Here is a 23,093-nt window from a genome sequence, read left to right as displayed (position 1 = left end):
CCTCAGCTGCTTTACTGACAAGGATTCGCTGTATGCCATCAACCTCCTCCTCTCTCACTTGGATGGAAACTATCCGTAGCTATCTTGATAAACGCCTATTGTGGGTATTTATGATGGGGTGTTCGAGCGGTTTTCCGTGGGTTTTGATTGGTTCAAATATGTCAGGATGGCTAAAAGATGCAGGCTTAACCACCGCTGCAATTGGTTATTTTGGCAGTGTCTTCGCAGTTTACGCAATTAATTTTCTATGGGCCCCATTGGTGGATCGCGTCAAATTACCCATTCTGACGCCATTATTAGGTCAACGCCGCAGTTGGGTATTTTTGTGCCAATCGATCATTTTGATCTGTACGTTGCTGATTGCGGGTGTCAATCCAGCCCAAAATTTGATGTTTACCTCAATGCTTGCCTTGGGCATTGCGATCGCTTCTGCCACTCAAGATATCGCGATTGATGCTTTTCGTATCGATACTTTCCCCAAATCACAAGCCAATAAGCTGCCACAAGCCTCCGCCATGGCCATCATGGGGTGGTGGACTGGATATTCTCTGCCGGGCTATCTCGCTTTTGTAAACGCCGATAGTATCGGTTGGAATGCCGTTTATTATGGCATGGCACTCTGTGTCGGGCTGTTAATGCTTTTCACGCTCTTGGTGGGAGAACCAAAAACACATCGCGAAGCACTACAGCATCAAGCGGAGCTGCGACACAATCAGGTTGTTGGTTCGAAAGTCGTCGCGTGGTTCACCGTTACCGTAATCGAACCATTTCTCGATTTCTTCAAACGCAATGGCGCGCAAGTAGCACTAACCCTGCTGTTGTTTGTCTTTTTATTCAAGATTGGTGAAGCTTTTCTTGGCCGAATGTCGATTCCATTTTACAAAGAAATTGGCTTTAGCAACGAACAAATTGGCCACTACTCGAAGTTAATTGGTTGGGGAGCAACCCTATTCTTCACTTTGATTGGCAGTATGTTTAACGTGCGATTTGGTATTGTTCGCGGTTTGATGATTGGTGGCATCGCGATGTCTGCCAGTAATTTGATGTTTTCGTGGATCGCTCAAGTTGGCCCTAATGAGCATCTGTTCTTGGCGACCATTATTGTCGATAACTTTACCACTGCGTTTTCCACCGTGGCCTTTGTTTCGTTTCTTACTGTGTTAACAGGGCAGGCATTTTCAGCAACACAATATGCGCTATTGGCCTCTCTAGGAAACTTTGGCCGCACCACGTTGGCCTCTTTTAGCGGAGAGCTGGTCGACTATCTCAATAATTGGTCACTGTTCTTTATTATTACTGCACTGATGGTAGTACCAAGCCTTATCATGCTCTACTCACTGCGCCATTATTTTGCTGATTTACTGCAAAAAGCTCGGCAGAGAGACATCGATGATATTGCCAAACAAGGCATTGATAAGCGTTAGATGAAAAAAAGGTCGTACAATACGACCTTTTTTAATTTGATGTGCCCGCTATAGACTACGGATAGAGACCTTTACCAAATAAGTTAAACACTCTCGCAACACCTTGCGTAAACAGCATCGGCTCAGTTAGCACCGTTAAGCATAAACAATCTTCATCCACTTTGGTAAAAGGGCTGTGTTTAATACTCGCATCTCTTTGAATGAAATCACCCACTTGATAATGCCCATCTTCATCACTGAAGCCACCATGGAGCACCAAGGTCGACTCAACCCCTTTGTGTGTATGCTGAGGGATCTGCACGTTGTGATTGATGTACATCAGGTTCATGCGAGAGTCTTCAGCAATATCTAGATGGGCACTAAAAACTTTACCACCATAGCTGCGCCACTCGCCTTTGAAGCGAATCAGTTGGCTCAGCGTACTAGGCAGCATCACAACGCGATCATTGACTTTAATTTCTATCGGCTCAGGCTTACGCAAGGTCGATGGGTGTAGAGTATCCAGTGCTGTGATCGTTTCAAACATCTGGTTTAAATGATCATCATTAGAAACGGCCATTCTTTGTTGCGGCAACGATTGGCTCAGCAATGCTTCGGCGGCCCGAGTTTCTAAGTATTGAACCTGTTGACGACACTGAGTACAGAGTTCAAGGTGAGTGGCAATCATAATGCCATGCGCCGCATCAATTGAACCATTGGCATACTGCTGCAGTACTTCGTTGCTTGGATGGTGGCTCATAATTGCTCCGCTTGAATAGAATGTCTAAGTTTTTCAACGGCTAGTCGTAAACGCGATTTGACAGTACCGAGAGGAATATTGAACATCTCCGCAACCTGCTGCTGGGGCAGTTCTTCAAGATACACCGCCTTCACGATGGCTTGCTGAGCTTCAGGCAACAACGCCACAAACTTTAATATTTGCTCTTTTAACATGTCATGTTCAGGACAATAATGTTCAACCAAATCAGGTGGGCAGTAGTCAGTTGGCCAAATATCATCGGCATAAACATGTAACTCTCGTCCGCGCTGCTTACGCAGGAGATCAAAACACAAATTGCGTGCAATCGTGTAAACCCACGTCGAAAGCGAACTTTTTCGGTTATCGAATAGATGCGATTTCTGCCACACCGTGGTCATGGTTTCTTGCACCATTTCTAACGCCACTTGCTCACTGCCTACATGCTTAAACGCAAACTGTTGTAAGCGAGGAGAGAAATAACGAAACACTAAGGCAAACGCCTGCTTATCACGTTGCTTGACACGTTCCATGCATTCAGCCCAGTCTTGCTTGGTGTAGCTTGGGCTTAGCGACACACTATGCTGAGAATCACTGCTCATGCTGCGCTCTTCCTTTAGGAGTAACCGTTGTTATTGGCATACAGTAGCCATAAACCTTTATACGTGAGTAATGCATACATCGATCACTCGTCGTATTCTTTTTTATACAAAGCCACTACTACAGAGCGACTTCTCGTTTAAGTTTACTGCACGCTTTCAAAGTTAGTGTGAGACTTCGATTACCTGCAATAAAAAGTCAACCGCACTGTGCGCGTCATCCTGCCTCATTAAATCATCAAATTGTTGAATCGAGATAGGGAGCAGCTCTAGCCATCGCTGCGCCACCCAACTGGCATCATCAAAAAAACAGTGCGAATAGAGCTCGCCAAGCTGAGGGAATTGTTGATAAACCGCTTGCAGCTGGTGGCTTAAATACCATTCGTGAGGTTCTAAATCTCTTACTGCCCAACTGGGCAATGACGTGACCTGAGCAACTCGCAGGCCATCAAATTCGCTCACTACTGACTCTATTTTAAAGCGCTCCATTCCCATCACGGTTAATCCTAACATCCCATTGTCGAGCGCTTCAAAATCAACAATCTTAACCAACATCCCAAATTTAGATAACTGATTTGCTTTATTGCCTTTTTTGTTATCAATCAAACAAATCCCAAATGTAGAGTCAGACTGGCTGGATTGAGTGACCATCCTCTTATACCTTGATTCAAAGATCCGTAGCTTCATTTTCCCTTCAGGTAAAACGATTGAAGCTAAAGGAAACAGCATCAATTTCTTCATCATTCATCACTCTTCATCATGCCCGTCAATAAATACGTTGAAGATTACAAAACGATCACTAACTAAAAATGTTGGTTTATCGATTTGCATAAAACAATACCAAAGCAAACGTTTAAGTGATTAAAATCACATTAAAGATACAAATGAACGAAATATTAATTTAGTTCCGCGCAAATGTTCATTATCGTGATAGTGATCACCAAATTTGTTCACTTTTGCATTCGCAATCACTTTTAATTGAGATTTTTATCGTTATTATTCCGGCCAATTGAACGCACATCAGAAATATACGTGTGCTGTATTATGACAAAACATAGAGAGTCCCCCATATGCGTAAATCACTTTTAGCTCTAGGTGTTGTAGCTGCAGTATCTGCAGTTCCAGCTCAAGCAGAATACTTATTTGGTTTTGGTGGTATGTATATTGATTACCAAGCTTGGAACCACGGTATCGGCAACGACGATGATAACTTCGGTGGAAAGATTGAAGATCGCAATCAAGCAGTAATTGGTATTGAAGGTGGAGCTGCATTCGACTGGGGTCAAATTTACGGTTTCTATGACTACGAAGGTGTTGATCGTGCTGGTGATGATCGTGGTGCTTCAACGAAAGGAACGATTCACTACAACCTAACTGATTCTGGTGTTTCTCTCTATGCTCAAGTGTACAACACTGATAAAGATAACGATGGTCAAGGTAGTGCTTTCCACGAGCAAAACCGCGTGCTTGGTTTAGGTTACACAGGTCTTAAAGGTGATGGTTGGGCATTTACACCATTTATCGGTGTGCACCAAATAAACTCTGGAGATATCCGTGGTAACAATGGCGGTATGTTCGGCTACGTTGGTTACTACAACACTGATATAGCAGGTCAAAACTTTACTTTCGCTACTTGGAATGAACTAGAATTTGCTCGTAATGATGCCTATTCAAATGTTCAAAGTACACCTTTCGCTTCAGGCAACAATTCAGAAAGCTGGGGACTTAACGGTAGCTTGAATGCTATGTGGAACGTTACAAACAACTGGTCAACTGGTGTGCTATATCGCTACACAGTGAATAAGCTTGCGCGTCGTGACTACCAAGATCTTGTGATCTATCGCGTACAATACAACTTCTAATAGTTCGAAAAATAACATTAAATGGCGCTCTCGAGCGCCATTTTTATTGCTTTCCATTTCTACCTCATTATCCTTGGCGCAAAGTCAACAATGGAGAGGTGTTATGAATATCGTCGTGCTTGGGCCGGGCGCGGTTGGGTTGCTTTGGGCGACAAAGCTGCATGCTGCTGGACACCGCGTTTCATTATGGGGCAGACAACCTCAATCTTCACTTTCCATTGCTTTAGATAAACAGGCGTCTATTACCCTGCCCTACAATGATCACAGCGCGCTCTGCCATGCCGATCTCTTACTGATTACTGTTAAGGCTTGGCAAGTCGAGCAAGCGCTCACTCCACAGCTGAAGACACTCAATCGTGACACCATTTTGCTATTTATGCACAACGGCATGGGCGCGCTTGATTCGATGCAGGATCAACTGAATGACTTTCCTATTGTGCTTTCAACCACTACGCACGGTGCACTCAAGCCGTCAATGAATCAAGTATTGCATACTGGCAAAGGCGTAACTCAATTAGGGGCTTACAACGCCCAAGGCAAGCAGTGTCAGTTTCTAGTGGATGTACTACAGCATACATTGCCAGACGTAATGTGGAATAACACGATTGAAGAAGCACTATGGCATAAGCTTGCAATTAACTGCGCGATTAACCCGCTCACCGCATTAGAGCAATGTCGCAATGGTGAGTTAGCCGATGAACGCTTCCAACGGCCGCTGGAAAATATTGTTGCAGAAGTCGCCGATGTCATGAGCGCTGAAGGCTTTGCGATCACTCAATCATCACTGCTTGCTAAGGTTAAGCAGGTGATTCAAGCCACAGCAGAGAATTATTCGTCAATGCATCAAGATATTTTCTATCAACGTAAGACTGAGATAGACTTTATTACGGGCTATTTACTGAAGAAAGCAGAGCAACATCAGCTCGCAACACCAGAAAATAGTAAGCTATATCACGCCATTCAACAGATAGAACACAGCTGGAAAAGCCAATGAGTAAACGAATTTTAGTCCCGATAGCAACGGGCTGTGAAGAGATGGAAGCGATCACCGTGATTGATATGATGGTCAGAGCTGGCTATCAAGTCGTGGTTGCCAGTGCTAATCTCGACGGGCAATTGATGATGAAAGCCTCACGCGGAGTGACATTAACCGCAGACTGTAAACTGCTGGATGTGATCGATGAAGAGTTTGACGTGATTGCGCTGCCCGGTGGCGTTGGAGGCGCTGAGATCTTTCGTGACAATCCAGTGCTAATCGAAATGCTCAAGCAACAGCATAACCATGGTCGATGGTTGGCGGCTATTTGTGCCACGCCAGCCTTAGTTTTGCAACATCATCAGCTTTTCCCGCAAGCGATCATGACAGGGCACCCGGCTTTTCGCGATCATATCCCCACTGATTTATGGCGAGATCAACGCGTAACCATCGATACAAACCATCAATTAATCACCAGCCAAGGGCCGGGAACAGCACTTGAGTTCGCGATGGAGATCATCATATCACTCTCAGGTAAAGCACACGCATGGTCAGTTGCACAACCAATGGTGACACTGGCAGCATTGAATTATCACAAGTTAGGTGAGCAATAATGTTTGACGTGCAGACCATTCGCGACCAATTCCCCGCGCTCAATCAAGCCGTGGATGGCGAAATTCTGATTTATCTAGACAGCGCCGCTACCACGCAAAAGCCGCAAGTGGTGATAGATGCCATTAGCCATTACTACAGTACGCAAAATGCCAATGTACATCGTGGTAGCCATCGCTTAACAGCAAAAGCGACCAGCGATTTTGAAGCGGCGCGTGACACTATGGCTCAATTTATTGGCGCATCATCTCGTAAAGAGATTATTTGGACTCGCGGAGCGACCGAAGCGATCAACCTGATCACGCAGACTTACGCACGTAATACATTGCAAGCCGGTGATGAGATTCTGGTCAGTGAAATGGAACACCACGCCAATATAGTGCCTTGGCAAATCGTCGCGGCTCAAACCGGAGCAAGCGTCGTCAAAGTCCCCATCACGCCAGAGTGCCACTTTGATCTTGAGGCTTTTCAAGCACGGCTATCGAATAAAACCAAAATTGTCGCCCTAGCCCATACCACCAACGTGACGGGCACGCGCCAACCGATTGAAACCGTGATTAAACTGGCGCACCAAGTCGGCGCTGTGGTCGTGATTGATGGCGCGCAAGGAATTGTGCATGAAACTGTCAACGTGCGCGAACTCGACGCCGATTTTTATCTCTTTTCTGGGCACAAGCTTTACGCTCCCGCTGGCATTGGTGTTCTGTACGGAAAATTAGCGCTGCTTGAAACAATGCCTCCATGGCATGGCGGCGGCAAGATGGTAGAAAAAGTCTCGTTTGAAGGTACAACATTTGCCGAACTGCCGGGGAAATTTGAAGCAGGCACACCGAATATCGCAGGGGCGATAGCCCTTGCCAAAGCAATCGAATGGTTACAAAACTGCAATCGGACGACCGTAGAAACTCACCTGCATAGATTGCAAGCACGTACTTATCAAGCCCTGCAACAGCTCGATGATATTCGCGTAATCGGCTATCAACCGAATGCCAGTATTCTCAGTTTTGTGATGGAAGGCGTTCATCATCAAGACATAGCCACCTTACTCGATCAGCAAGGCATCGCGGTTCGCTCTGGCCATCACTGCGCTCACCCATTAATGGATGCACTCGGGTTAACTGGCACAGTGAGAATTTCGTTTGGTATTTACAATACCGAACAAGAGGTTGAACAGTTGATCGCCGCCATCACTAAAGCGGTTGATATGCTGTAATAATTCCCCCTTTCATCAAAAGGGGGAGATGCTCAGCTTGGATCGATATTTTTTATCTTATCGACAATGGCTTTAAGGCCATTACCACGTGAAGGACTTAAATGGGCAATCAAGCCTATTTTTTCAAAATAAGCATCCACATCAAACGCTTGAATTTGTGCGTAGGTCTTGCCGTTGTACGCAGCAAGGACTAAAGCAATTAAACCACGCACAATCCGCGCATCCGAATCGGCACAGAAAGACCATATTCCTTGGTGCTCCTGCCCCACTAACCATACTTGACTCTCGCAGCCTGCAACACTGACTTGCTGCGATTTCAAAGCATCAGGCATCGCGGGCAATAACTTCCCCCACTGGATCACTTGTCGATAGCGATCTTCCCAGCCAGTAAAATTTTGCATGGTCGCCACAATGTCATCAGCGCTAATCTCACGACCAAAGGGGGAGGCAGGAAAAGGAGTCATTAACTTACACCTTATGTTTCTGAATTAACTTTTCAACAATGCGCGCTACGGCAACAAAACCAAAGGTTGCGGTAACAACCGTCGCAGCGCCAAATCCGCTGGCGCAATCCATCCGCTTTGGCCCTTCTGCGGTTGATTTCACCGCGCACACACTGCCATCGGCTTGCGGATATTTGAGCTGCTCTGTCGAGAACACACAATCAATACCAAACTTACGCGCAGGGTTTACAGGGAAATTATGGCGATGACGAAGCGTATCTTTGAGTTTTTTTGCCAATGGGTCTTGAATCGTTTTGGTTAAATCCGCGACCTTGATTTGAGTTGGGTCAACTTGACCACCCGCACCACCGACGGTAATCACTTTAATTTTATTGCTACGGCAATAAGCCAGTAGTGAAGCTTTCGCTTTCAAACTGTCTATCGCATCGAGCACGTAATCGAACGTTTGACTCAAATAGCGGTGCTGGTTATCTGGCGTGATAAAGTCATCAATTAAGTGCACCACACACTCAGGGTTGATGAGCTTGACCCGCTCGGCCATCACTTCAATCTTACTTTGCCCAACCGTACCGCTCATCGCATGGATTTGACGGTTGATGTTGGTGACGCACACATCGTCCATATCAATCAGCGTTAACTCGCCAATACCGGTGCGCGCCAATGCTTCGACTGCCCATGAGCCAACGCCACCGATACCAATCACACACACATGCGCAGCACGCAGTATTTCAACCTCACGATTTCCATAAAGGCGACGAGTGCCTCCGAAGCGTTGGTTGTAGCTATCTGAAGCGGGGGTATCGAGTTCACGCATAATTAAAAGTCCGATTGAAAGCGATAGAAAAATAAAGAGTGCGATTTATACGCACTCTTTATTTAAAAGTCTAGGTCGAAACCTGTGTCACTATTGTAGCTTTTCAGGCGGCAATGCCCAAGGCGCTTGTGTGGCTGAGTTTTCTAACCCCAGTTTCCAAACGCGACCAAAATGTTTGTAATGCCCAGCTTCCGTTCCGGCGCGCTCGCCCATGCCATGGTACAGATCGAGGTGGTTATCTTTTACCGCGCCGCCCGTATCTAGCACAATCAACATTCGCAACTGATGAGCGCCACTCCATGTGCCATCGGCATTGAGCAGCGGCACTTCTGCTAAAATAGGTGTGCCCATTGGAAAGATGGAACGATCTCCGGCCACCGAGGCCATCGGCAGGAGTGGAATACCGGCAGAGCCAGTGACAGGGGCTGCCGCTTTGGGCGCAAAAAATACATAGGAAGGATTTTGCTCTAGCAGCTCTCTTACCGTCGGTTCATCATTGGCTAGCACCCATTCCTTGATCGCTTTGAGTGACATTTTCTCTCGTGTCACTTCACCTCGTTCAATCAAGACTTTGCCAATACTGATGTAGGCTTTGTTATTCTTACCCGCGTAAGCGAAGTACTCGAGCGTATCGTCATCTTCAAAATGCACAAAACCACTGCCTTGCACCTCCATAATGAAAGGGTCAATCAGGTTCGCCGCATAACCTAACTCAAGCCCTTTTTCAGCTAACGCACCATCATAAATTTGCGCACGCGTTGGGCAATCGGCCGAACATTCAGGCAAACCAAATACGGGATATTTGAATATTTCATCCGGTTGATGGCGAAGCTCCATTACCGGAGAAAAATAGCCAGTGAAAAGCACATTACCTTTTTTATCGCCACCACCAAGCTGCGCCGCTTGTATTCCAAAATTCGCCAAATCTTGTGGATCACCACTTTGCAAAATCCATTCACTGATCTGTTGATACAAAGGTTGATAAATCGCTGCCATCGACGCCGAGCGAGTCACCACTTGTTCGCTCTGTTTGGAAAATTGCGTAAAGTCACGTGGCGTATTGGACTGCACCGTGTCTACTTTGTTGAGCGCTTTAGAGAAATCACCATCCAAATATTGCTGAGCACGGTCGGTCGGTTGCGCACAACCAAACAGCAGCAGTACTGCCGCAAGAGGAAAAATTTGCTTAATCACAGAAGTTATCCGTTATTTGAGTTACTAAAAGCATGACAAACTCGCGCCTAAACCGCAATCAGCGAATTGTTAACGGAGGTTTTTTTGGTATTTTCCTGACAATCGGAAGGTTGGATTGTAGTGCGACGACGACATTTGTGTCATTTCGGTATTGTTATCATCACGCATTTTGTAACGATAGCTCGTATCACCAATCTGGTATTCTAAAAAATGACCATCAAACTCAAATGAAGTGGTGAGTACTCGGCCACTACTGATCACGCCTGCTTTCCCCAATTCAATTCGTTTGGCTGAATAAGGGGCAACATACTGCTCAACCCAAACCCCATACACCTCATCTTTTGGCGAAAAATAGTTTTCCAACCGAGTAAACAGGTCACCGTATAGCGACGCTACGGAAAGCAAGCCAATCATCACAACCAGCATCAAGCCTCGTTCAATGTACTTACGTCTTCGCAAGTTTGTGAACTGAGGCGTAGCCGTAAGGCCTACGTTTTTTGTCATTTTCATGCGACTCAACTCGTTGGTTTTGGCCATATTTCGCCTTTATTGGCAAGCAGTCTAACGTGTCCTAAATCAGAGATAAAATCGGCGATTGAATAATTGCACCAAACTCAAAAAACCACTTGCCGACAAGTGAATAAAAAGTCATTATTTGAACATATTTAAACACCAAGGTGCTCTCAGAGTGAAAATTCGCAGTACAGCTCTCGTTAAAGGATTTAGACAATCTGCTCCCTATGTTAACGCTCACCGTGGTAAAACCATGGTGATCATGCTCGGCGGTGAAGCGATTGCCGATAAAAATTTCGCTAATATCATCAGCGATCTCGCACTGCTGCATAGCCTTGGTGTCAAAATTGTTTTGGTGCACGGTGCTCGCCCACAAATCAATCAAATTCTGGCGACACATCATTGCTCCACTCCTTATCACAAAGGCATTCGGGTCACTGATGAGGAAGCGCTCAGCTTAGTCATGCAAGCCGCGGGGCAGCTCCAACTCGCTATCACAGCACGCCTTTCAATGAGCTTAAATAACACACCAATGGCTGGTACTCAGCTCAATATCGTTAGTGGTAATTTTGTTATCTCTCAACCATTAGGTATAGATGATGGTGTCGATTATTGCCACAGTGGCCGCATTCGCCGTATTGATATTGAAGGCATCAACCGTATGCTTGACCAAGGTTCGATCGTGCTACTGGGGCCAATTGCGAGTTCCGTCACTGGCGAATGTTTTAATTTGCTCTCTGAAGAAGTAGCCACACAAGTCGCAATACGCCTAAAAGCAGATAAGCTGATCGGCTTTTGCTCAGAGCAAGGCATTATCGATGAGCAAGGCAATGCGATTGCTGAACTGTTCCCATCTGATGTTGAACGGATAATGCAGCGTATTGAAGCAGATACCGACCAAGTTCAGGATAATAGCTCAGGTACCTCACGCTTTCTGCGTGCCGCCGTTTCAGCGTGCCGTGCAGGTGTGCCACGTAGTCATTTAGTCAGTTACAAACAAGATGGTGCTTTGATCCAAGAGTTGTTCTCTTTTGACGGGATCGGCACTCAGATCGTCATGGCAAGTGCCGAACAAGTCCGTCAGGCACAGATCGATGATATCGGCGGAATTTTCGATTTAATCCGCCCGTTAGAAGAACAAGGAATATTAGTACGGCGTTCACGTGAGCAGTTAGAGCAAGAGATCCACAAATTCACGATTATTGATAAAGATGGCTTATTGATTGGTTGCGCCGCGCTTTACCCTTACCCAGAAGAGGGCATGGCAGAAATGGCGTGTGTCGCTATTCACCAGGAGTATCGGGACGGCAACCGCGGTTTATTGTTACTCAATCACATGAAGCAACAAGCAAAATCGATGCGTTTAGATCGCCTCTTTGTTTTGACAACGCACAGTTTGCATTGGTTTAGAGAACAAGGTTTTTATGAAGTCGGTGTGGAATCGTTACCGATAACTAAACAGAGTTTGTACAACTATCAACGCCGTTCAAAAATTTTAGTCCTGACGCTCTAACGTCAGGATATTGTATTTATTCGTTAAGTTATGGTGAATAGTTTATCTTTGATCAAGTGCAAACGTTTTCATTGTTTTGTATACAAAATAAGCGCTTTATTTAACTTAATATTATGTGTAGAATCCGCCGACATCATTAATGATGTACATTTAATGAACAACACAGGAACTTGGCTTTATACCGATTGGTCAGATACCAGTAGGTCGGCTTGCACGGATTGCTTTTACTACGACACGTACTTAAGAGCAAAAATTCTATGAAAACTGTTATTTGTAACTCACTTCAAAGCTTTTGGGATATGGCTGATAACCAATTCCTTGAAGGCCAACATGTGCATTGCGTATTTCCCGTTAACGACAAGCTACGAGTCTTTATACTCAGCTCGCAAGATCGTTATAAAATCAGAAACATCTCTTTTACTCATGCTTTCGCATAGCAGCACACCAAATCAGTAATTGAGCTTCCCCCAAACAACGGAATGAATTGAACATACCATGTAAACTTCAAACTGTGTGGGGACAGCTCAAACTCGTTTATCCTAGTTGCTGATTTACGCTAGTCTCTTGTCTAATCTCGTAACTAAGCCGCTGGCTCGCTGCGTTTTTATCTTGAGCCCTCGTTTCATCGTTCCCATGTCAGCAAAAAGCATCAGCTGCTTCTTGGCGCGCGTAATGCCAGTATAGATAAGCTCTCTGGTCAATATCGGGCTAAAATCAGGCGGTAAAATCATCAGCGTTAGCTCAAACTCACTGCCTTGTGATTTATGGATGGTCATCGCATAGGCTGTTTCGTGCTCTGGTACGCGGCTTGGTAAAATAGCTTTCACGCTACCATCTGGCAGCTCAAAATACACTTTCAAACGCGGTTCTTGCTCACTCGTATCAAGCATGCATATGCCGATATCACCATTATACAAACCCAGCCCATGATCGTTACGCGCCACCATCACGGGTCGGCCGTGATACCAAATCTCATCTTGAGTCTTAATCAACTTACGTGCGACCAGCGCACGTTCAATACGTTGATTCAAACCACTTACCCCAAAATCCCCTTCACGAATAGCGCAAAGCAAACGGCATTGATTAAAGCAATCCAATACAGCTTTGGCTTTTTGGGCTTGAGTTTCCGAAGCGTCAGCACCAGAATTCTTGATGCGCGTGAGATAACGACCATACTCCTTGACTAAGGTTTTCAGCATTAGGTTATAGCTTTCACTGCTGAGTGAGTGGTGCGTAATATCAGCATAATTACGTTTTAACACCTCATCCACCATAGCCACTTGCCCAGCATTGATCGCTTTTGCTAATTGACCAATGCCTGATCGGACATCAAAGCGGTAGCTTTTTTTCAGCATGCATAAACTGTCTGAAATCGGGGTTGCGTTAGGGTGTGAATGAGCAATCAGTGTTTGATAGCCTGTTAACTTAGCTAGGTACTCGCTGTGCGTTCGGCTGTAGCCTAAGGTCAAAAATGAACAAATGTCCCCCAGCACAGCGCCCGCTTCGACTGACGCAAGTTGGTCTTTATCACCCAGTAAAATCAAGCGCGCGTGTTTGGGTAATGCCTCGATTAACTTGACCATCATCGGTAAATCGACCATCGATGCTTCATCAACCACTAATATATCCAAATGCAGCGGGTTACGCTGATGGTGACGAAACTCAACACTGTTAGGTATGACGCCCAATAAACGGTGAAGAGTGCTCGACTCGGTGGGAATCGCCGCTTTCAACGCCGGCTCAACCGCCAGTTCAGCCACCGCTTTACCGATCGATTCCGTTAAACGTGCCGCAGCTTTACCCGTTGGTGCGACCAATTTAATGGTGGGCGTCTCACCTTGCTGTTGGGCTTGGGTAATCAAAGCGGCTAGTAATTTGGTAACCGTGGTGGTTTTACCGGTTCCCGGCCCGCCAGAAATCACGGCAAAGCGGCGTGTCAGTGCCACTGCCGCTGCGACTTTTTGCCAGTTGATGCAAACGCTTTGCGGGATCAGCGTCTCTAATGCTTCGAGTTCTTTCGCCGTACGTGCTTGGCTAATGACTTGATCAATCTCATTCCAATCAAGTTCATCGGCGTTGACCACATCCAGAAAATCACACACTTGTTGCTGGCGTGCTGATGCATTGGCTGTCTCTGGCAATTGGCGAAGCGCATGGAGCAGAAAGTGGTATTGACGCGCAAACAGTGTATCGAGCAGCAATTTTAGCTTTTGGACATCAGTAGGCTTTAGGCTCATGGGTGTCCCAAAGCTGATTAAACGCTGTGCTAAGGTAACTTCATAATGCCAATAACGGTGTAGGTATAAACGTTGCCCATCAAACATTAAAGGCACCGCTTCCCCTTGTTGTCCGACTAAGTCTGAACGGTTGAGTAGCCAAGGCCAATCAATCGCCAATAGGTGCTGATTGACCGCCAATGCTGCCTCACCAAACAAGCCTAACTTAGCCGCGAGGTCGACACCCTGCGCCGTTGAAGCATCCACTAAAGGTAAGCAGATATGTCCCTTGGCCAATTCAGCACTGACCACCGCGGCAATAAATCCGAGCGCTTGGCTATGTTCAGCGCCAAGTTGCTGCTGGCTTTTTTGTTCGATAAAACGCGCGAATTGGTAATCTAACTGACGCATAGCGCCTTTTTCCGCTAACTGCTTAAGCGTTGTCATTAGCGTACTGCTCATAAATCTAACTCCATTTGCCCTGCATCGGTCGCGCGAGTATCTACGGTTTCTCCATCAATCAATCTGTCCATCTCATCAAGCAGTTCAAAGCTCGGTTTGGTTGAGAAAATCCCATGCTCAGACTCGCCATCCATGCCGCGCAAAAAGAGATAATAGACTCCGCCAAAATGGCGATGGTAGTCATAGTTTGCTAGACGACTGCGTAAGAATCGATGCAGCGCCAATGCGTAGAGTTGATATTGTAAATCATAGCGATGCTCTGCCATCGCCGCTTTCAAACGATCGCCATGATAGGCGCTCACATCATCCCCCAAATGATTCGATTTCCAGTCCAGCACGTAATACTTTCCTTGATGCTCAAACAGCAAATCAATAAAGCCCTTCAGCATGCCCTGCACAGTGTAAAAACCAAGATCTCCAGCTTTAGCCGACAGTGGATCATGGCGTTGAATGACACGGTTCAATGCAGGAGCGCTCAGTACTTCTATCGGTAATAGAAATTCCATTTCAACCAAGCGCTGAGTGGCGGTTTTTTGGTTCAAACGCAACGTTTTGCCATCTAAAGGTGTCTGTAACACGGTATCGACCAGCGTTTGTAATACTGGTAACCATTCAATATCGATTTGTTCTCGCACCAGTAAATCCAGTATCACTTTTTGGTTAGCATCGCTGCTAGCAGGCTCAGTAAACTCTACCTCTTCAAAGAGAGAATGCAAAAAAGTACCGGGCGTTGCACCGCGTGGAAAAGTAAAAATGGAACGTTCTGGCTCAACCAGTAAAGCTTCCGCTTGCTCATCAACAGAGTCGATATCAAAGCCTGAGACTTCTAAACTCGCGTCGTGGCTAGCGTGTTTCACACCTTGTTTTACCAACCCAGAATAGCTGGTCATTCGCCAAAAACGGTCAATCTGCGCTTGCAGTGTTTTGGCACTCAATACCGGCGTCTCGACGCTCAACGCTTTAAACGGCTCTGGTTGCTCGGCTGGTGGCTCAGAAACACGAATGTATTGATTGGATTGAGCGTGCAGCGCAGCGTGAAGATCGGCAATGCCTGCGGCTTGACCATTTTGCAGCAGATAGCCAATGGCACTTAAATGCACACCGGTTGGCTCTTTGGTGGAGCGGCCATTACGCAGCGGCGCAATGCCGATAAAACAGCCATACACAGCACGAGTCAGCGCTACATAAATCAAGCGCAGATCTTCCGCAAGCCGCTCTTTATCTGCTTGCTTGAGAGAAGCTTCACTGGCGGTAATATCCAGTACAGTTTCCTCATTCACGGCATCATGATATTTGCCTTCACTTGCCTCTCGATAGCTGACCACAAACGGCAGAAACACTAAGTCGTATTCCAAACCTTTCGATTTGTGAATAGTGACGATCTGCACTAGGTTGCGTTCGGATTCCAAACGTTGAATTTGATCATCACGGCCCCCTAGGCCATGCTCGGCGTCACTGATAGCTTGTGCCAGCCAACGCAGCAAACCGTGATCGCTATCAATCTCTTGTCGCGCTTGCTGTAGTAGCTCACCGATGTGCATAAAATCGGTCAGTGAGCGCTCACCTTGCGGCTCTTCCAACCAACGTTCAGCGACGTGACGTTTGCTCATCACACTGCGCAACATAGGAAGCACGCCACGCTCAAGCCACAATTGGCGATACTGTTTAAATTCGTTAACCGCGCTTTCCCATACCGATTCGTCGTTGTTTAAATCATCCAAGCTGGCAGCATCTAAAGCGAAAAGTGGTGAGGCCAAACAAGCCCGCAAGGCGCGATCATGTTCAGGAGTCAGTACCGCTTGCAATAGACGCTGTACATCTTGTGCTACCTCACTGCCAAAAACACTATCGCGGTTCGAGAGATAAACACTGGCAATGCCTTGCGTAGCGAGCGCCTCTTTCACCATACGACCTTCATTACCCGTCCGTACTAAGACTGCGATGTCACCAGCTTGCACGCTCTTTTGCCCTTTAGCAGTATCAAAGTACGCTTGTTGATGCTGCGCGGCGCTCAAAATTGTCTGAATTTGGCTAGCGCACGCTTTGGCCATGCATTGCAGGTATTCGCCTTTTGGCAACGGGCTGTCTTGCGTTTCTTGCAGCCAATAGGTGAGCGCAGGTTGCACGGTTCCGTTAAGCCACCATTGACGCTGCTGCGCATTTGGACTGGCTTCAACGGGTAAAAAGGGAATGTCTTGGTCGTAGATAAAAGCACTGTCAGGCGTACTAAAAATCTGATTGACGGCATTGACCATATTCGCGCTAGAACGCCAGTTGGTCCCCAAGGTGTAGTGTGCGCTCACCTGTTTACGCGCTTTGATGTAGGTAAAAATGTCTGCACCACGAAACGCGTAAATCGCTTGTTTTGGGTCGCCAATCATAAACAAACCACATTCAGCCTTAGGCAGATAAATGCGGCTAAAAATACTGTATTGCAGCGGATCGGTATCTTGGAATTCATCGATCATCGCAACGGGGTAAAGGCTGCGAATCCGCTCAGTCAGTATGCCCAGCTCATCATTATCTATCGCGGCAGAAAGCTGAGTGAGCAAATCATCAAACGATAACCACTGCTTTTGTGCTTTCGCTTTGGCAAGCATGGCTCGGCAATGAGTAATAGCGTGCGCCAGCAGCGGCGCTTCTAAGCTGATGGGTTGTTGCAAAAAGAGCTCAATGGTCGTGAACAGCGCATGTTGCGGGGGTTGACCTTTTTTCGACTTAGCCTCCAACGCGCTTTGTGCAAACTCTTGTAATTCACTCGGTAGGTTCAATTCATGCTGTGGGTTGCTCGCCCACAACGCTAACCCTTCTAGCCGTTTCAGTAACGCTTTCTTGGTTGCTGCATGCAAATCTGAAGCTTCAATGCACGGCGGTAAATCATCGCATGAATCAAGCCACTGCTTTTTTAACGACTCTATGCGTGACAAGCACGATTGATAAAGCGCGCTTAAATCTCCACTCATCGCTTCAACAGAGAGCGTTAGCGCCGAGCCAGTTAAATAGCCACTGATTTTTTCAAGCAGCGCCGCTGGTGATGACCATAAACGGCGCACTTCCGCAGCGAGCTGAATAGACAATGGATAGAACTGACGACGCCAATAATCCGCGACCACTTGCGCTTTTAGATGGCTTTCATCGGTCACAAATTCGTTATTAAAACGGCTGCCCGATTCAAACGCATTTTGGGTGAGCATACGCTGGCAAAAGCCGTGAATGGTATAGACTGCCGCTTCATCCATCTGCCGTTCCGCTTGCAGTAATATTTGCGCCGCTTGCTTGTGATGACTGGTTTGCTCAAGTAGCGGTTTGATAACAGGGTCATCACTGAAACCGCGCGAAAAAGCGATACGCGCCTCATGAATGCGCCGCCGAATACGGTCGCGAAGCTCAGCAGTGGCAGCTTCAGTAAAGGTAACCACTAGAATTTGATCGACCGTCAGTGGCACTTGATGACGTGACTTTGCATCACCATGCCCAAGTAACAGGCGTAAATACAAACCTGCAATGGTGAAGGTTTTACCTGTGCCCGCCGACGCTTCGATAAGCCTTGCACCGTGCAGCGGGAACGTAAGGGTATTTAATGGTGTTGTGACCGTAGCCCGGGTCATACTCATAAACAGTTAGCCTTTGAATACGCAAGCGAATGTGATCGCGCTTGAATAATGGTATGAATAATCAAAATAAGTTTATAAATTAAGACGTTGTGAGATCTTTCTCACGGTTCGCCAAACGGGCAGCCTTTACTATCCGCGCCACGTGTTTCGTCAATCTCACGATGATGCGAACCAACCAAATCATGGTCCCTCTGACCTGTGGCCGTACAGAAAACGCCCTACACAATAATGATTGACTGGCGGCCACCCTACTTCCCAAGCAGTTATCCATCACTAAACATCCTGCACCACTTGCACCCACAATCGTGGCCCTTGCATCACCAACGTGGCCAATAAACGCACCTGCTCAGCTAAGGCTTCATTCCACTGCGGCCAAATCGGCGCGATGTAAACATTGCTTCCTTCACCGTGGCTCATGTAACTTTCATTAAAGGTATCGGCCATTTTCTTGAGCGATTTGTCACGATCATCAACCCATTGACCACGGCTGAAGCCAGCTTCCACACAGGCTAACGCGGTTTTTGGAAAGTAAGCGAGTGGCGCTGTCATACCTTGATAAAACAAATCCACCAGTTCTGCGAGCAACGCTTTGGCTTGTTCGGTATCGGGCATGGGCGGATAAATAAAATGCTGCACACCTTCTTTACGATCGTAGCCCATCAAATGAGTAGGTTGACTTTCGCCCATCGCCGCTAGTGAGAGGTGATCAATCCACGCGGCTAAATAATCCTGCGCGCGAATCGAACCACTGCGGTAGCGCACTAAACCGGATTGATAGCGCTTAGTCAGCCACCCCGTCAGTTGTACGTTTTTGCCTTCACCAAACAATTCAAATCGCAGATCGATCTCTTGGTCATCAAGTGGCGAATGGCATAAGAAAGCGATTCTTTGCGCCAATTCTTGTGCTTGCACGCGATTAGTTTCAAATTCCAAGGATCCAAAAGCACCAATCGGTAACTTTCCTTGCGCGCGCTGCTGGTCAATGAATCTCTCAAGGGCATGCGGTGAATTGGGTTGATCAAGCAGCAACTCTAGCAGTTCATCGCGTAACTGGTAGCTCTCTAAGCCATTTAAGGCAAAGGGTTCATCATCTTCCATTACTGGTAACGGAGGCTCGAACGTCACTTTAAGGCGACGGTTAAAGAAATATTGCACAGGCAAACGCCAAAACCGTTGCAGCTCAACCAGCTCTAAACTGACAGGAAAGCTCGCCCCCTGTAAATAATCGCTCAAGGCGAGATTAAACTCGCCACTGGCTCGCCCTTGCCGACTGGCGGCAGGTAGCCACTCTTTGGCATAGCTACCAGTTTTACTCAAAAAAGCATTAGGGCTAAAAGGCACCATGGCGTGAGTGGTCGTTAAAGCACAGGCTAAATTTTTGGCCGATTGATCGCTACCAAGCGCTTCATCCCCGACCAAACAGTAATTTTGTTGGCAATACTCTAAAAGCTCAGAGACCAACACCGAAGGAACGCGTTCGGTATTATCTTGAATTGAGCGCCCGACGTAGCTGATGTACAAGGTTTGCTGCGCCGAGAGCATCGCTTCTAAGAACAAATAGCGGTCATCATCACGTCGCGAGCGATCGCCAGCGCGGGTGCGACCGTTCATCAAATCAAACCCTTCGGCTGGCATAGTACGCGGGTAAACGCCATCGTTCATTCCTAGTAAACAAACGGTTTTAAAAGGGATGGAACGCATTGGCATTAAAGTACAGAAATTGACTTGTCCCGCCAGAAAACGCTGGCTGATGCGCGTACCTGACAACTTGTTTTGCAAATATTGAGTAATAATACTTGGCGCAAGTGCTTGCTCATAACCGGCCTCGGCCAGTTGATCTTTTAGCTGCGACAAGGTATCGCGAATCGACTTGAGTGCGAGCTCGCCTTCTAGCTCAACCTTGAAAAAAGCGCCAAGCATCTCACCGAACAAGCAACGCCACTCGTCCACGCTTTGGGTTTGTGCTAACTGCTCGCGGTAATGGCTCACTTGCTGAATAAAGTTCGCTAATTTACCAGCCAATTCAGCGTTCATGCCTTGCACTTCATTATAAGGAGCGAGCGCCACTTCGCCTTGCGTAAATAAACCCGCTGAGGCGGGCATGGCATAACCAAGCAACATGCGCTCAATCCCGAATTGCCAAGTATTTTGCTCGGTCTGCGGCAACTCAAATTGTTGCGCGGTGCTAGCATTAAGCCCCCAGCGAATGCCTGACTCTTCTACCCACAATTTGGCTTGCGCAAAGTCTTGCTCATTAAGCTCAAATTTTGCCATCATCGCAGGAGTTTCAAGCAGCTCTAATAACTCTGACGCTAGGCAGCGAGAATCGGGTAAATGCACTAATTGCATAAATGCCGCTAAGATCGGGCTCTCTTGATCTGCCGTACGGTCTGAAATGGAGTAAGGAATGAAGCGTTCACCCGGCGCGTTACCAAATACCGCCGCAATGGCTGGGCTGTAAGCATTGATGTCCGCCACCATCACAATAATATCGCGCGGTTTCAGTTCAGGGTCAGCATCAAACATTGCCAGCAATTGATCATGCAACACTTCCACTTCTCGCATCGGGCTATGGCAAGCATGAAGAGTGAGCGATGGATCATCCAAAGCAATCACTTGTTTGTGGTCGCTACTGTCCAGTTGACTATCATCTCGATGCTCTTGCAAATGTAAAATGTCGGCCTGCAACTGATGCAATAAGTTATCGCGTGGCAGATCAATAAAAAATTCGTGCTCTTCATTTTCCGTTTGGGAGAGTAAAAAAAGATTATCGCGCCCAAGTTTTCCCATCGAGGCTAATAACTCATTGCCAACCGCAGCTTCGGTATGCAATTCATCCACGAGGTTAGCTTCAATGTCACCTTTAAGCGGCGAGCGTTGCCCTTCAAACTGAATCTCATCACCTTGTAAGGCGAACGTTTTACGTTGCTGACTGTGCAGTCTGGCGAGCGTTTTTCTATCTCGAAGATCGCCCCAATAATGCTGACAAGGGTTGGTAAACATCAAGTGAACATCAATCTGATCGCCCAACGCTTTGAGTGCATCCATATAACGAGGCGGCAGTGACGAAATACCGAAAATAAACAAACGTTTAGGCAGTTTGGTTAAATCAACCGAGCCACGCGCAAGCTGATCAATAAAACTTTGATAGAGATTGGCACGATGGTAGTGCGACTGGCCTTGATCTAGCGTGTATTGATATAAGGCTTGCCATAATATCGGCTGCCATGGGTGCTCATCACCAATCTCGCTCACATCATCGCCCGCCTCCCACTTGGCAATCCAATCGGGGCGGTAGACTAAATAACCATCAAAAATATCGGCAATTTTCTCGGCCAACTGATAGAGCTTGGAATGGTCATCATCCTGTTCAAGGTAACGCTGCAAAGGGGCAAAGGGGTCGAGCGTGAGCAAAGTTGGCAACAGATGCATCAATTTCCACGTCATCGCTTCTTTGTTAAAAGCGCTGCGCTTAGGTACATCAGGTAGCACTTTAGTGAACATGTCCCAAATAAAGGTCGCCGGTAGAGGAAACTCAAGGTTCGCCGCCACACCGAGCTCTTTCGCTAAGGCCATTTTGAGCCATTGCGACATCCCCGGGCTTTGCACCAAGATCTGCTCTTTCTCAAAGGGGTTGGCTAACGGTGCACTTTTGATCAAATGCACGAGTAGGATCTTTAAGGTATCGACTTTATTAGAATGGTAGACAGTAAACAAAATGCACTCACGCTTTTCTTGTCACAATAAGGACTGAGATTAGCATAAGTGCATTCTATACTTGAGAATTTTATGTTTTGAATTGCCTAAACTGCAGGCTATTTCATTTCACAGTTCAATGCGTGTTCATCTTGCTCTTCTAGCTCATTCATGCTGCTGAGTAGCACGCGATGAGGTTGATAGAAATTTAAGTAACGAATAGCAACATAACCCACCACAATAGTTGCCACAATCAACTCTAACCCAGCTAACCAATGCACTTGCTGTACATACTCAGCACTCACCCCAACGGTTTCCATCCAATGTGTGAGTTTAAATAGCGCCGTTGCACCAATCACCATTGGGAAGGTAAACGCTGCGTAGCCTGGGCTAAAAGGCAAGCGTAATAATTTAAAGAAAGCTAAGTAGATAATCGTTGTCATTAACACGGCAATACCAAATAAAATGCCGATAATCACTGGCGATGGGTTAGCCGTGACAGTTAAGTAACCAGCCAATGAGAGGCTCGCTGGTGCCGCCAAAATAGCCATGGTTGGTTTTGCTGCATCTGGTACTTCATGTGTGAACATGAAACGGTAAATCATCATCGGCAGCATCACCGCATAAGCGACTAAACCGAACATCATGGTTGCATTTGCGATTGGTGCAAGTGCTGGGTTTCCAGAAAACGCCACGTCGGCCACAATAATACCCACAGGTGGAACGAACCAACTTGGCACCATGTGGTGAAGTTCAAAAGACTGCGCACGATGGTACAAAAAACTGACCAAGAAGATGATGTGTAAACCCACAGCAAATAGCCATAACGCATCACCGGCCATTGGGTAAAAATGGCCTAATGAATTGGAAACCACCATGGTGCCCATCGCAAAAGTAGGCACAACACTGCCCACGACCGGATGAGCGAGATCTTGGCGTAATAAGTGGCCATGAAAGAGAAATTTAAACGCAAGAACCACCAGCAACACGCTGGCAATAACGGCTCCACTTAATTGGCCATAACCTTGTAATGGTGCAAAGTTTTCCCAACTCCAACCCAAGCTTGCGATGCCTAGAGCTAAACCCGCCATAGGGGTTGGCGCACCCATAACTTTCGCTTTTGCTGCTCGAATCATATTGACCTCTCATCAGAACTAACAAAGTAGTTGTTCAATGGCGCTATCA

At 46.7% G+C, this 23,093-nt stretch carries 18 protein-coding genes; 7 read left to right on the top strand and 11 right to left on the bottom strand.

Annotated features, from left to right (window positions below):
• Positions 1-32: 32 nt before the first annotated feature.
• Positions 33-1,424, top strand: coding sequence for an AmpG family muropeptide MFS transporter (locus AACT21_RS03685; RefSeq protein ID WP_026029152.1), 1,392 nt, complete (start codon positions 33-35; stop codon positions 1,422-1,424).
• Positions 1,425-1,479: 55 nt separating this feature from the next.
• Here AACT21_RS03685 and AACT21_RS03680 read toward each other — a convergent pair whose 3' ends face one another.
• The 3 genes from AACT21_RS03680 to AACT21_RS03670 all read right to left on the bottom strand — a co-directional run bounded on the left by AACT21_RS03680 (position 1,480) and on the right by AACT21_RS03670 (position 3,500).
• Positions 1,480-2,163 carry a ChrR family anti-sigma-E factor gene (locus AACT21_RS03680; RefSeq protein ID WP_017044032.1) on the bottom strand — a complete coding sequence of 228 codons (684 nt, stop codon included), beginning with the start codon at positions 2,161-2,163 and terminating at the stop codon, positions 1,480-1,482.
• The gene (locus AACT21_RS03675) at positions 2,160-2,762 is read right to left on the bottom strand and encodes an RNA polymerase sigma factor (protein WP_013856164.1); all 603 of its coding nucleotides are present in this window, start codon (positions 2,760-2,762) and stop codon (positions 2,160-2,162) included. The genes AACT21_RS03680 and AACT21_RS03675 overlap by 4 nt, the downstream gene beginning before the upstream one ends.
• A gap of 162 nt (positions 2,763-2,924) precedes the next feature.
• The gene (locus AACT21_RS03670) at positions 2,925-3,500 is read right to left on the bottom strand and encodes an LON peptidase substrate-binding domain-containing protein (RefSeq protein WP_176430152.1); all 576 of its coding nucleotides are present in this window, start codon (positions 3,498-3,500) and stop codon (positions 2,925-2,927) included.
• 329 nt (positions 3,501-3,829) lie between these two features.
• Between AACT21_RS03670 and AACT21_RS03665 the strand changes: the two genes are divergently transcribed.
• The 4 genes from AACT21_RS03665 to csdA all read left to right on the top strand — a co-directional run bounded on the left by AACT21_RS03665 (position 3,830) and on the right by csdA (position 7,422).
• Complete coding sequence (locus tag AACT21_RS03665) at positions 3,830-4,621, top strand: outer membrane protein OmpK (protein ID WP_094163164.1); 792 nt, start codon at positions 3,830-3,832, stop codon at positions 4,619-4,621.
• A gap of 103 nt (positions 4,622-4,724) precedes the next feature.
• Positions 4,725-5,615, top strand: a complete 891-nt coding sequence (gene panE / locus AACT21_RS03660) for a 2-dehydropantoate 2-reductase (RefSeq protein ID WP_094163163.1) — start codon at positions 4,725-4,727, stop codon at positions 5,613-5,615.
• The gene (locus tag AACT21_RS03655) at positions 5,612-6,211 is read left to right on the top strand and encodes a DJ-1 family glyoxalase III (protein ID WP_064625831.1); all 600 of its coding nucleotides are present in this window, start codon (positions 5,612-5,614) and stop codon (positions 6,209-6,211) included. Before panE ends, AACT21_RS03655 begins: the two co-directional genes overlap by 4 nt.
• Positions 6,211-7,422 (top strand): cysteine desulfurase CsdA, encoded by a 1,212-nt coding sequence (csdA, locus tag AACT21_RS03650; protein ID WP_094163162.1) that lies wholly within the window; start codon positions 6,211-6,213, stop codon positions 7,420-7,422. Before AACT21_RS03655 ends, csdA begins: the two co-directional genes overlap by 1 nt.
• Before the next feature lie 32 nt (positions 7,423-7,454).
• Here csdA and csdE read toward each other — a convergent pair whose 3' ends face one another.
• From csdE to AACT21_RS03630, 4 genes are all read right to left on the bottom strand, one after another.
• Positions 7,455-7,886, bottom strand: coding sequence for a cysteine desulfurase sulfur acceptor subunit CsdE (gene csdE / locus AACT21_RS03645; RefSeq protein WP_094149344.1), 432 nt, complete (start codon positions 7,884-7,886; stop codon positions 7,455-7,457).
• 4 nt (positions 7,887-7,890) lie between these two features.
• Complete coding sequence (tcdA, locus tag AACT21_RS03640) at positions 7,891-8,700, bottom strand: tRNA cyclic N6-threonylcarbamoyladenosine(37) synthase TcdA (protein ID WP_017049732.1); 810 nt, start codon at positions 8,698-8,700, stop codon at positions 7,891-7,893.
• Positions 8,701-8,790: 90 nt separating this feature from the next.
• On the bottom strand, positions 8,791-9,894 hold the full coding sequence (mltA, locus tag AACT21_RS03635) for a murein transglycosylase A (RefSeq protein WP_013856156.1): 1,104 nt from the start codon (positions 9,892-9,894) through the stop codon (positions 8,791-8,793).
• Between the two features lie 69 nt (positions 9,895-9,963).
• Positions 9,964-10,431 (bottom strand): DUF2850 domain-containing protein, encoded by a 468-nt coding sequence (locus AACT21_RS03630; protein ID WP_013856155.1) that lies wholly within the window; start codon positions 10,429-10,431, stop codon positions 9,964-9,966.
• A 151-nt stretch (positions 10,432-10,582) separates the two neighbouring features.
• Between AACT21_RS03630 and argA the strand changes: the two genes are divergently transcribed.
• The gene (argA, locus tag AACT21_RS03625) at positions 10,583-11,920 is read left to right on the top strand and encodes an amino-acid N-acetyltransferase (protein WP_026027647.1); all 1,338 of its coding nucleotides are present in this window, start codon (positions 10,583-10,585) and stop codon (positions 11,918-11,920) included.
• 257 nt (positions 11,921-12,177) lie between these two features.
• Entirely contained in the window at positions 12,178-12,357 is a 180-nt protein-coding gene (locus AACT21_RS03620; protein ID WP_013856153.1) for a hypothetical protein, read from the top strand.
• A gap of 114 nt (positions 12,358-12,471) precedes the next feature.
• Here AACT21_RS03620 and recD read toward each other — a convergent pair whose 3' ends face one another.
• The 4 genes from recD to AACT21_RS03600 form a co-directional block, all read right to left on the bottom strand.
• Complete coding sequence (recD, locus tag AACT21_RS03615) at positions 12,472-14,598, bottom strand: exodeoxyribonuclease V subunit alpha (protein ID WP_094163161.1); 2,127 nt, start codon at positions 14,596-14,598, stop codon at positions 12,472-12,474.
• Complete coding sequence (recB, locus tag AACT21_RS03610) at positions 14,595-18,212, bottom strand: exodeoxyribonuclease V subunit beta (protein WP_094163160.1); 3,618 nt, start codon at positions 18,210-18,212, stop codon at positions 14,595-14,597. The genes recD and recB overlap by 4 nt, the downstream gene beginning before the upstream one ends.
• A gap of 273 nt (positions 18,213-18,485) precedes the next feature.
• The gene (gene recC / locus AACT21_RS03605) at positions 18,486-21,929 is read right to left on the bottom strand and encodes an exodeoxyribonuclease V subunit gamma (protein ID WP_094163159.1); all 3,444 of its coding nucleotides are present in this window, start codon (positions 21,927-21,929) and stop codon (positions 18,486-18,488) included.
• A 98-nt stretch (positions 21,930-22,027) separates the two neighbouring features.
• On the bottom strand, positions 22,028-23,044 hold the full coding sequence (locus AACT21_RS03600) for a TDT family transporter (RefSeq protein ID WP_013856149.1): 1,017 nt from the start codon (positions 23,042-23,044) through the stop codon (positions 22,028-22,030).
• Between the last annotated feature and the right edge of the window lie 49 nt (positions 23,045-23,093).

Source organism: Vibrio sp. V08_P9A1T1, from assembly GCF_963874405.1.
GTDB classification, from domain to species: Bacteria; Pseudomonadota; Gammaproteobacteria; order Enterobacterales; family Vibrionaceae; genus Vibrio; species Vibrio anguillarum.
Note: the sequence above shows the minus strand (reverse complement) of the source record. Positions and strands in the feature narration are given on the sequence as shown.

Bases quoted from the DNA above. Each gene is read 5' to 3' on its own strand.
- AACT21_RS03655 (WP_064625831.1), top strand. From the start codon at position 5,612: ATGAGTAAACGAATTTTAGTCCCGATAGCAACGGGCTGTGAAGAGATG.
- recB (WP_094163160.1), bottom strand. From the start codon at position 18,212: ATGAGTATGACCCGGGCTACGGTCACAACACCATTAAATACCCTTACG.
- AACT21_RS03680 (WP_017044032.1), bottom strand. From the start codon at position 2,163: ATGAGCCACCATCCAAGCAACGAAGTACTGCAGCAGTATGCCAATGGT.
- csdA (WP_094163162.1), top strand. From the start codon at position 6,211: ATGTTTGACGTGCAGACCATTCGCGACCAATTCCCCGCGCTCAATCAA.
- recD (WP_094163161.1), bottom strand. From the start codon at position 14,598: ATGAGCAGTACGCTAATGACAACGCTTAAGCAGTTAGCGGAAAAAGGC.
- AACT21_RS03620 (WP_013856153.1), top strand. From the start codon at position 12,178: ATGAAAACTGTTATTTGTAACTCACTTCAAAGCTTTTGGGATATGGCT.
- AACT21_RS03670 (WP_176430152.1), bottom strand. From the start codon at position 3,500: ATGAAGAAATTGATGCTGTTTCCTTTAGCTTCAATCGTTTTACCTGAA.
- AACT21_RS03630 (WP_013856155.1), bottom strand. From the start codon at position 10,431: ATGGCCAAAACCAACGAGTTGAGTCGCATGAAAATGACAAAAAACGTA.
- panE (WP_094163163.1), top strand. From the start codon at position 4,725: ATGAATATCGTCGTGCTTGGGCCGGGCGCGGTTGGGTTGCTTTGGGCG.
- AACT21_RS03685 (WP_026029152.1), top strand. From the start codon at position 33: ATGCCATCAACCTCCTCCTCTCTCACTTGGATGGAAACTATCCGTAGC.
- AACT21_RS03665 (WP_094163164.1), top strand. From the start codon at position 3,830: ATGCGTAAATCACTTTTAGCTCTAGGTGTTGTAGCTGCAGTATCTGCA.
- tcdA (WP_017049732.1), bottom strand. From the start codon at position 8,700: ATGCGTGAACTCGATACCCCCGCTTCAGATAGCTACAACCAACGCTTC.
- csdE (WP_094149344.1), bottom strand. From the start codon at position 7,886: ATGACTCCTTTTCCTGCCTCCCCCTTTGGTCGTGAGATTAGCGCTGAT.
- AACT21_RS03600 (WP_013856149.1), bottom strand. From the start codon at position 23,044: ATGATTCGAGCAGCAAAAGCGAAAGTTATGGGTGCGCCAACCCCTATG.
- AACT21_RS03675 (WP_013856164.1), bottom strand. From the start codon at position 2,762: ATGAGCAGTGATTCTCAGCATAGTGTGTCGCTAAGCCCAAGCTACACC.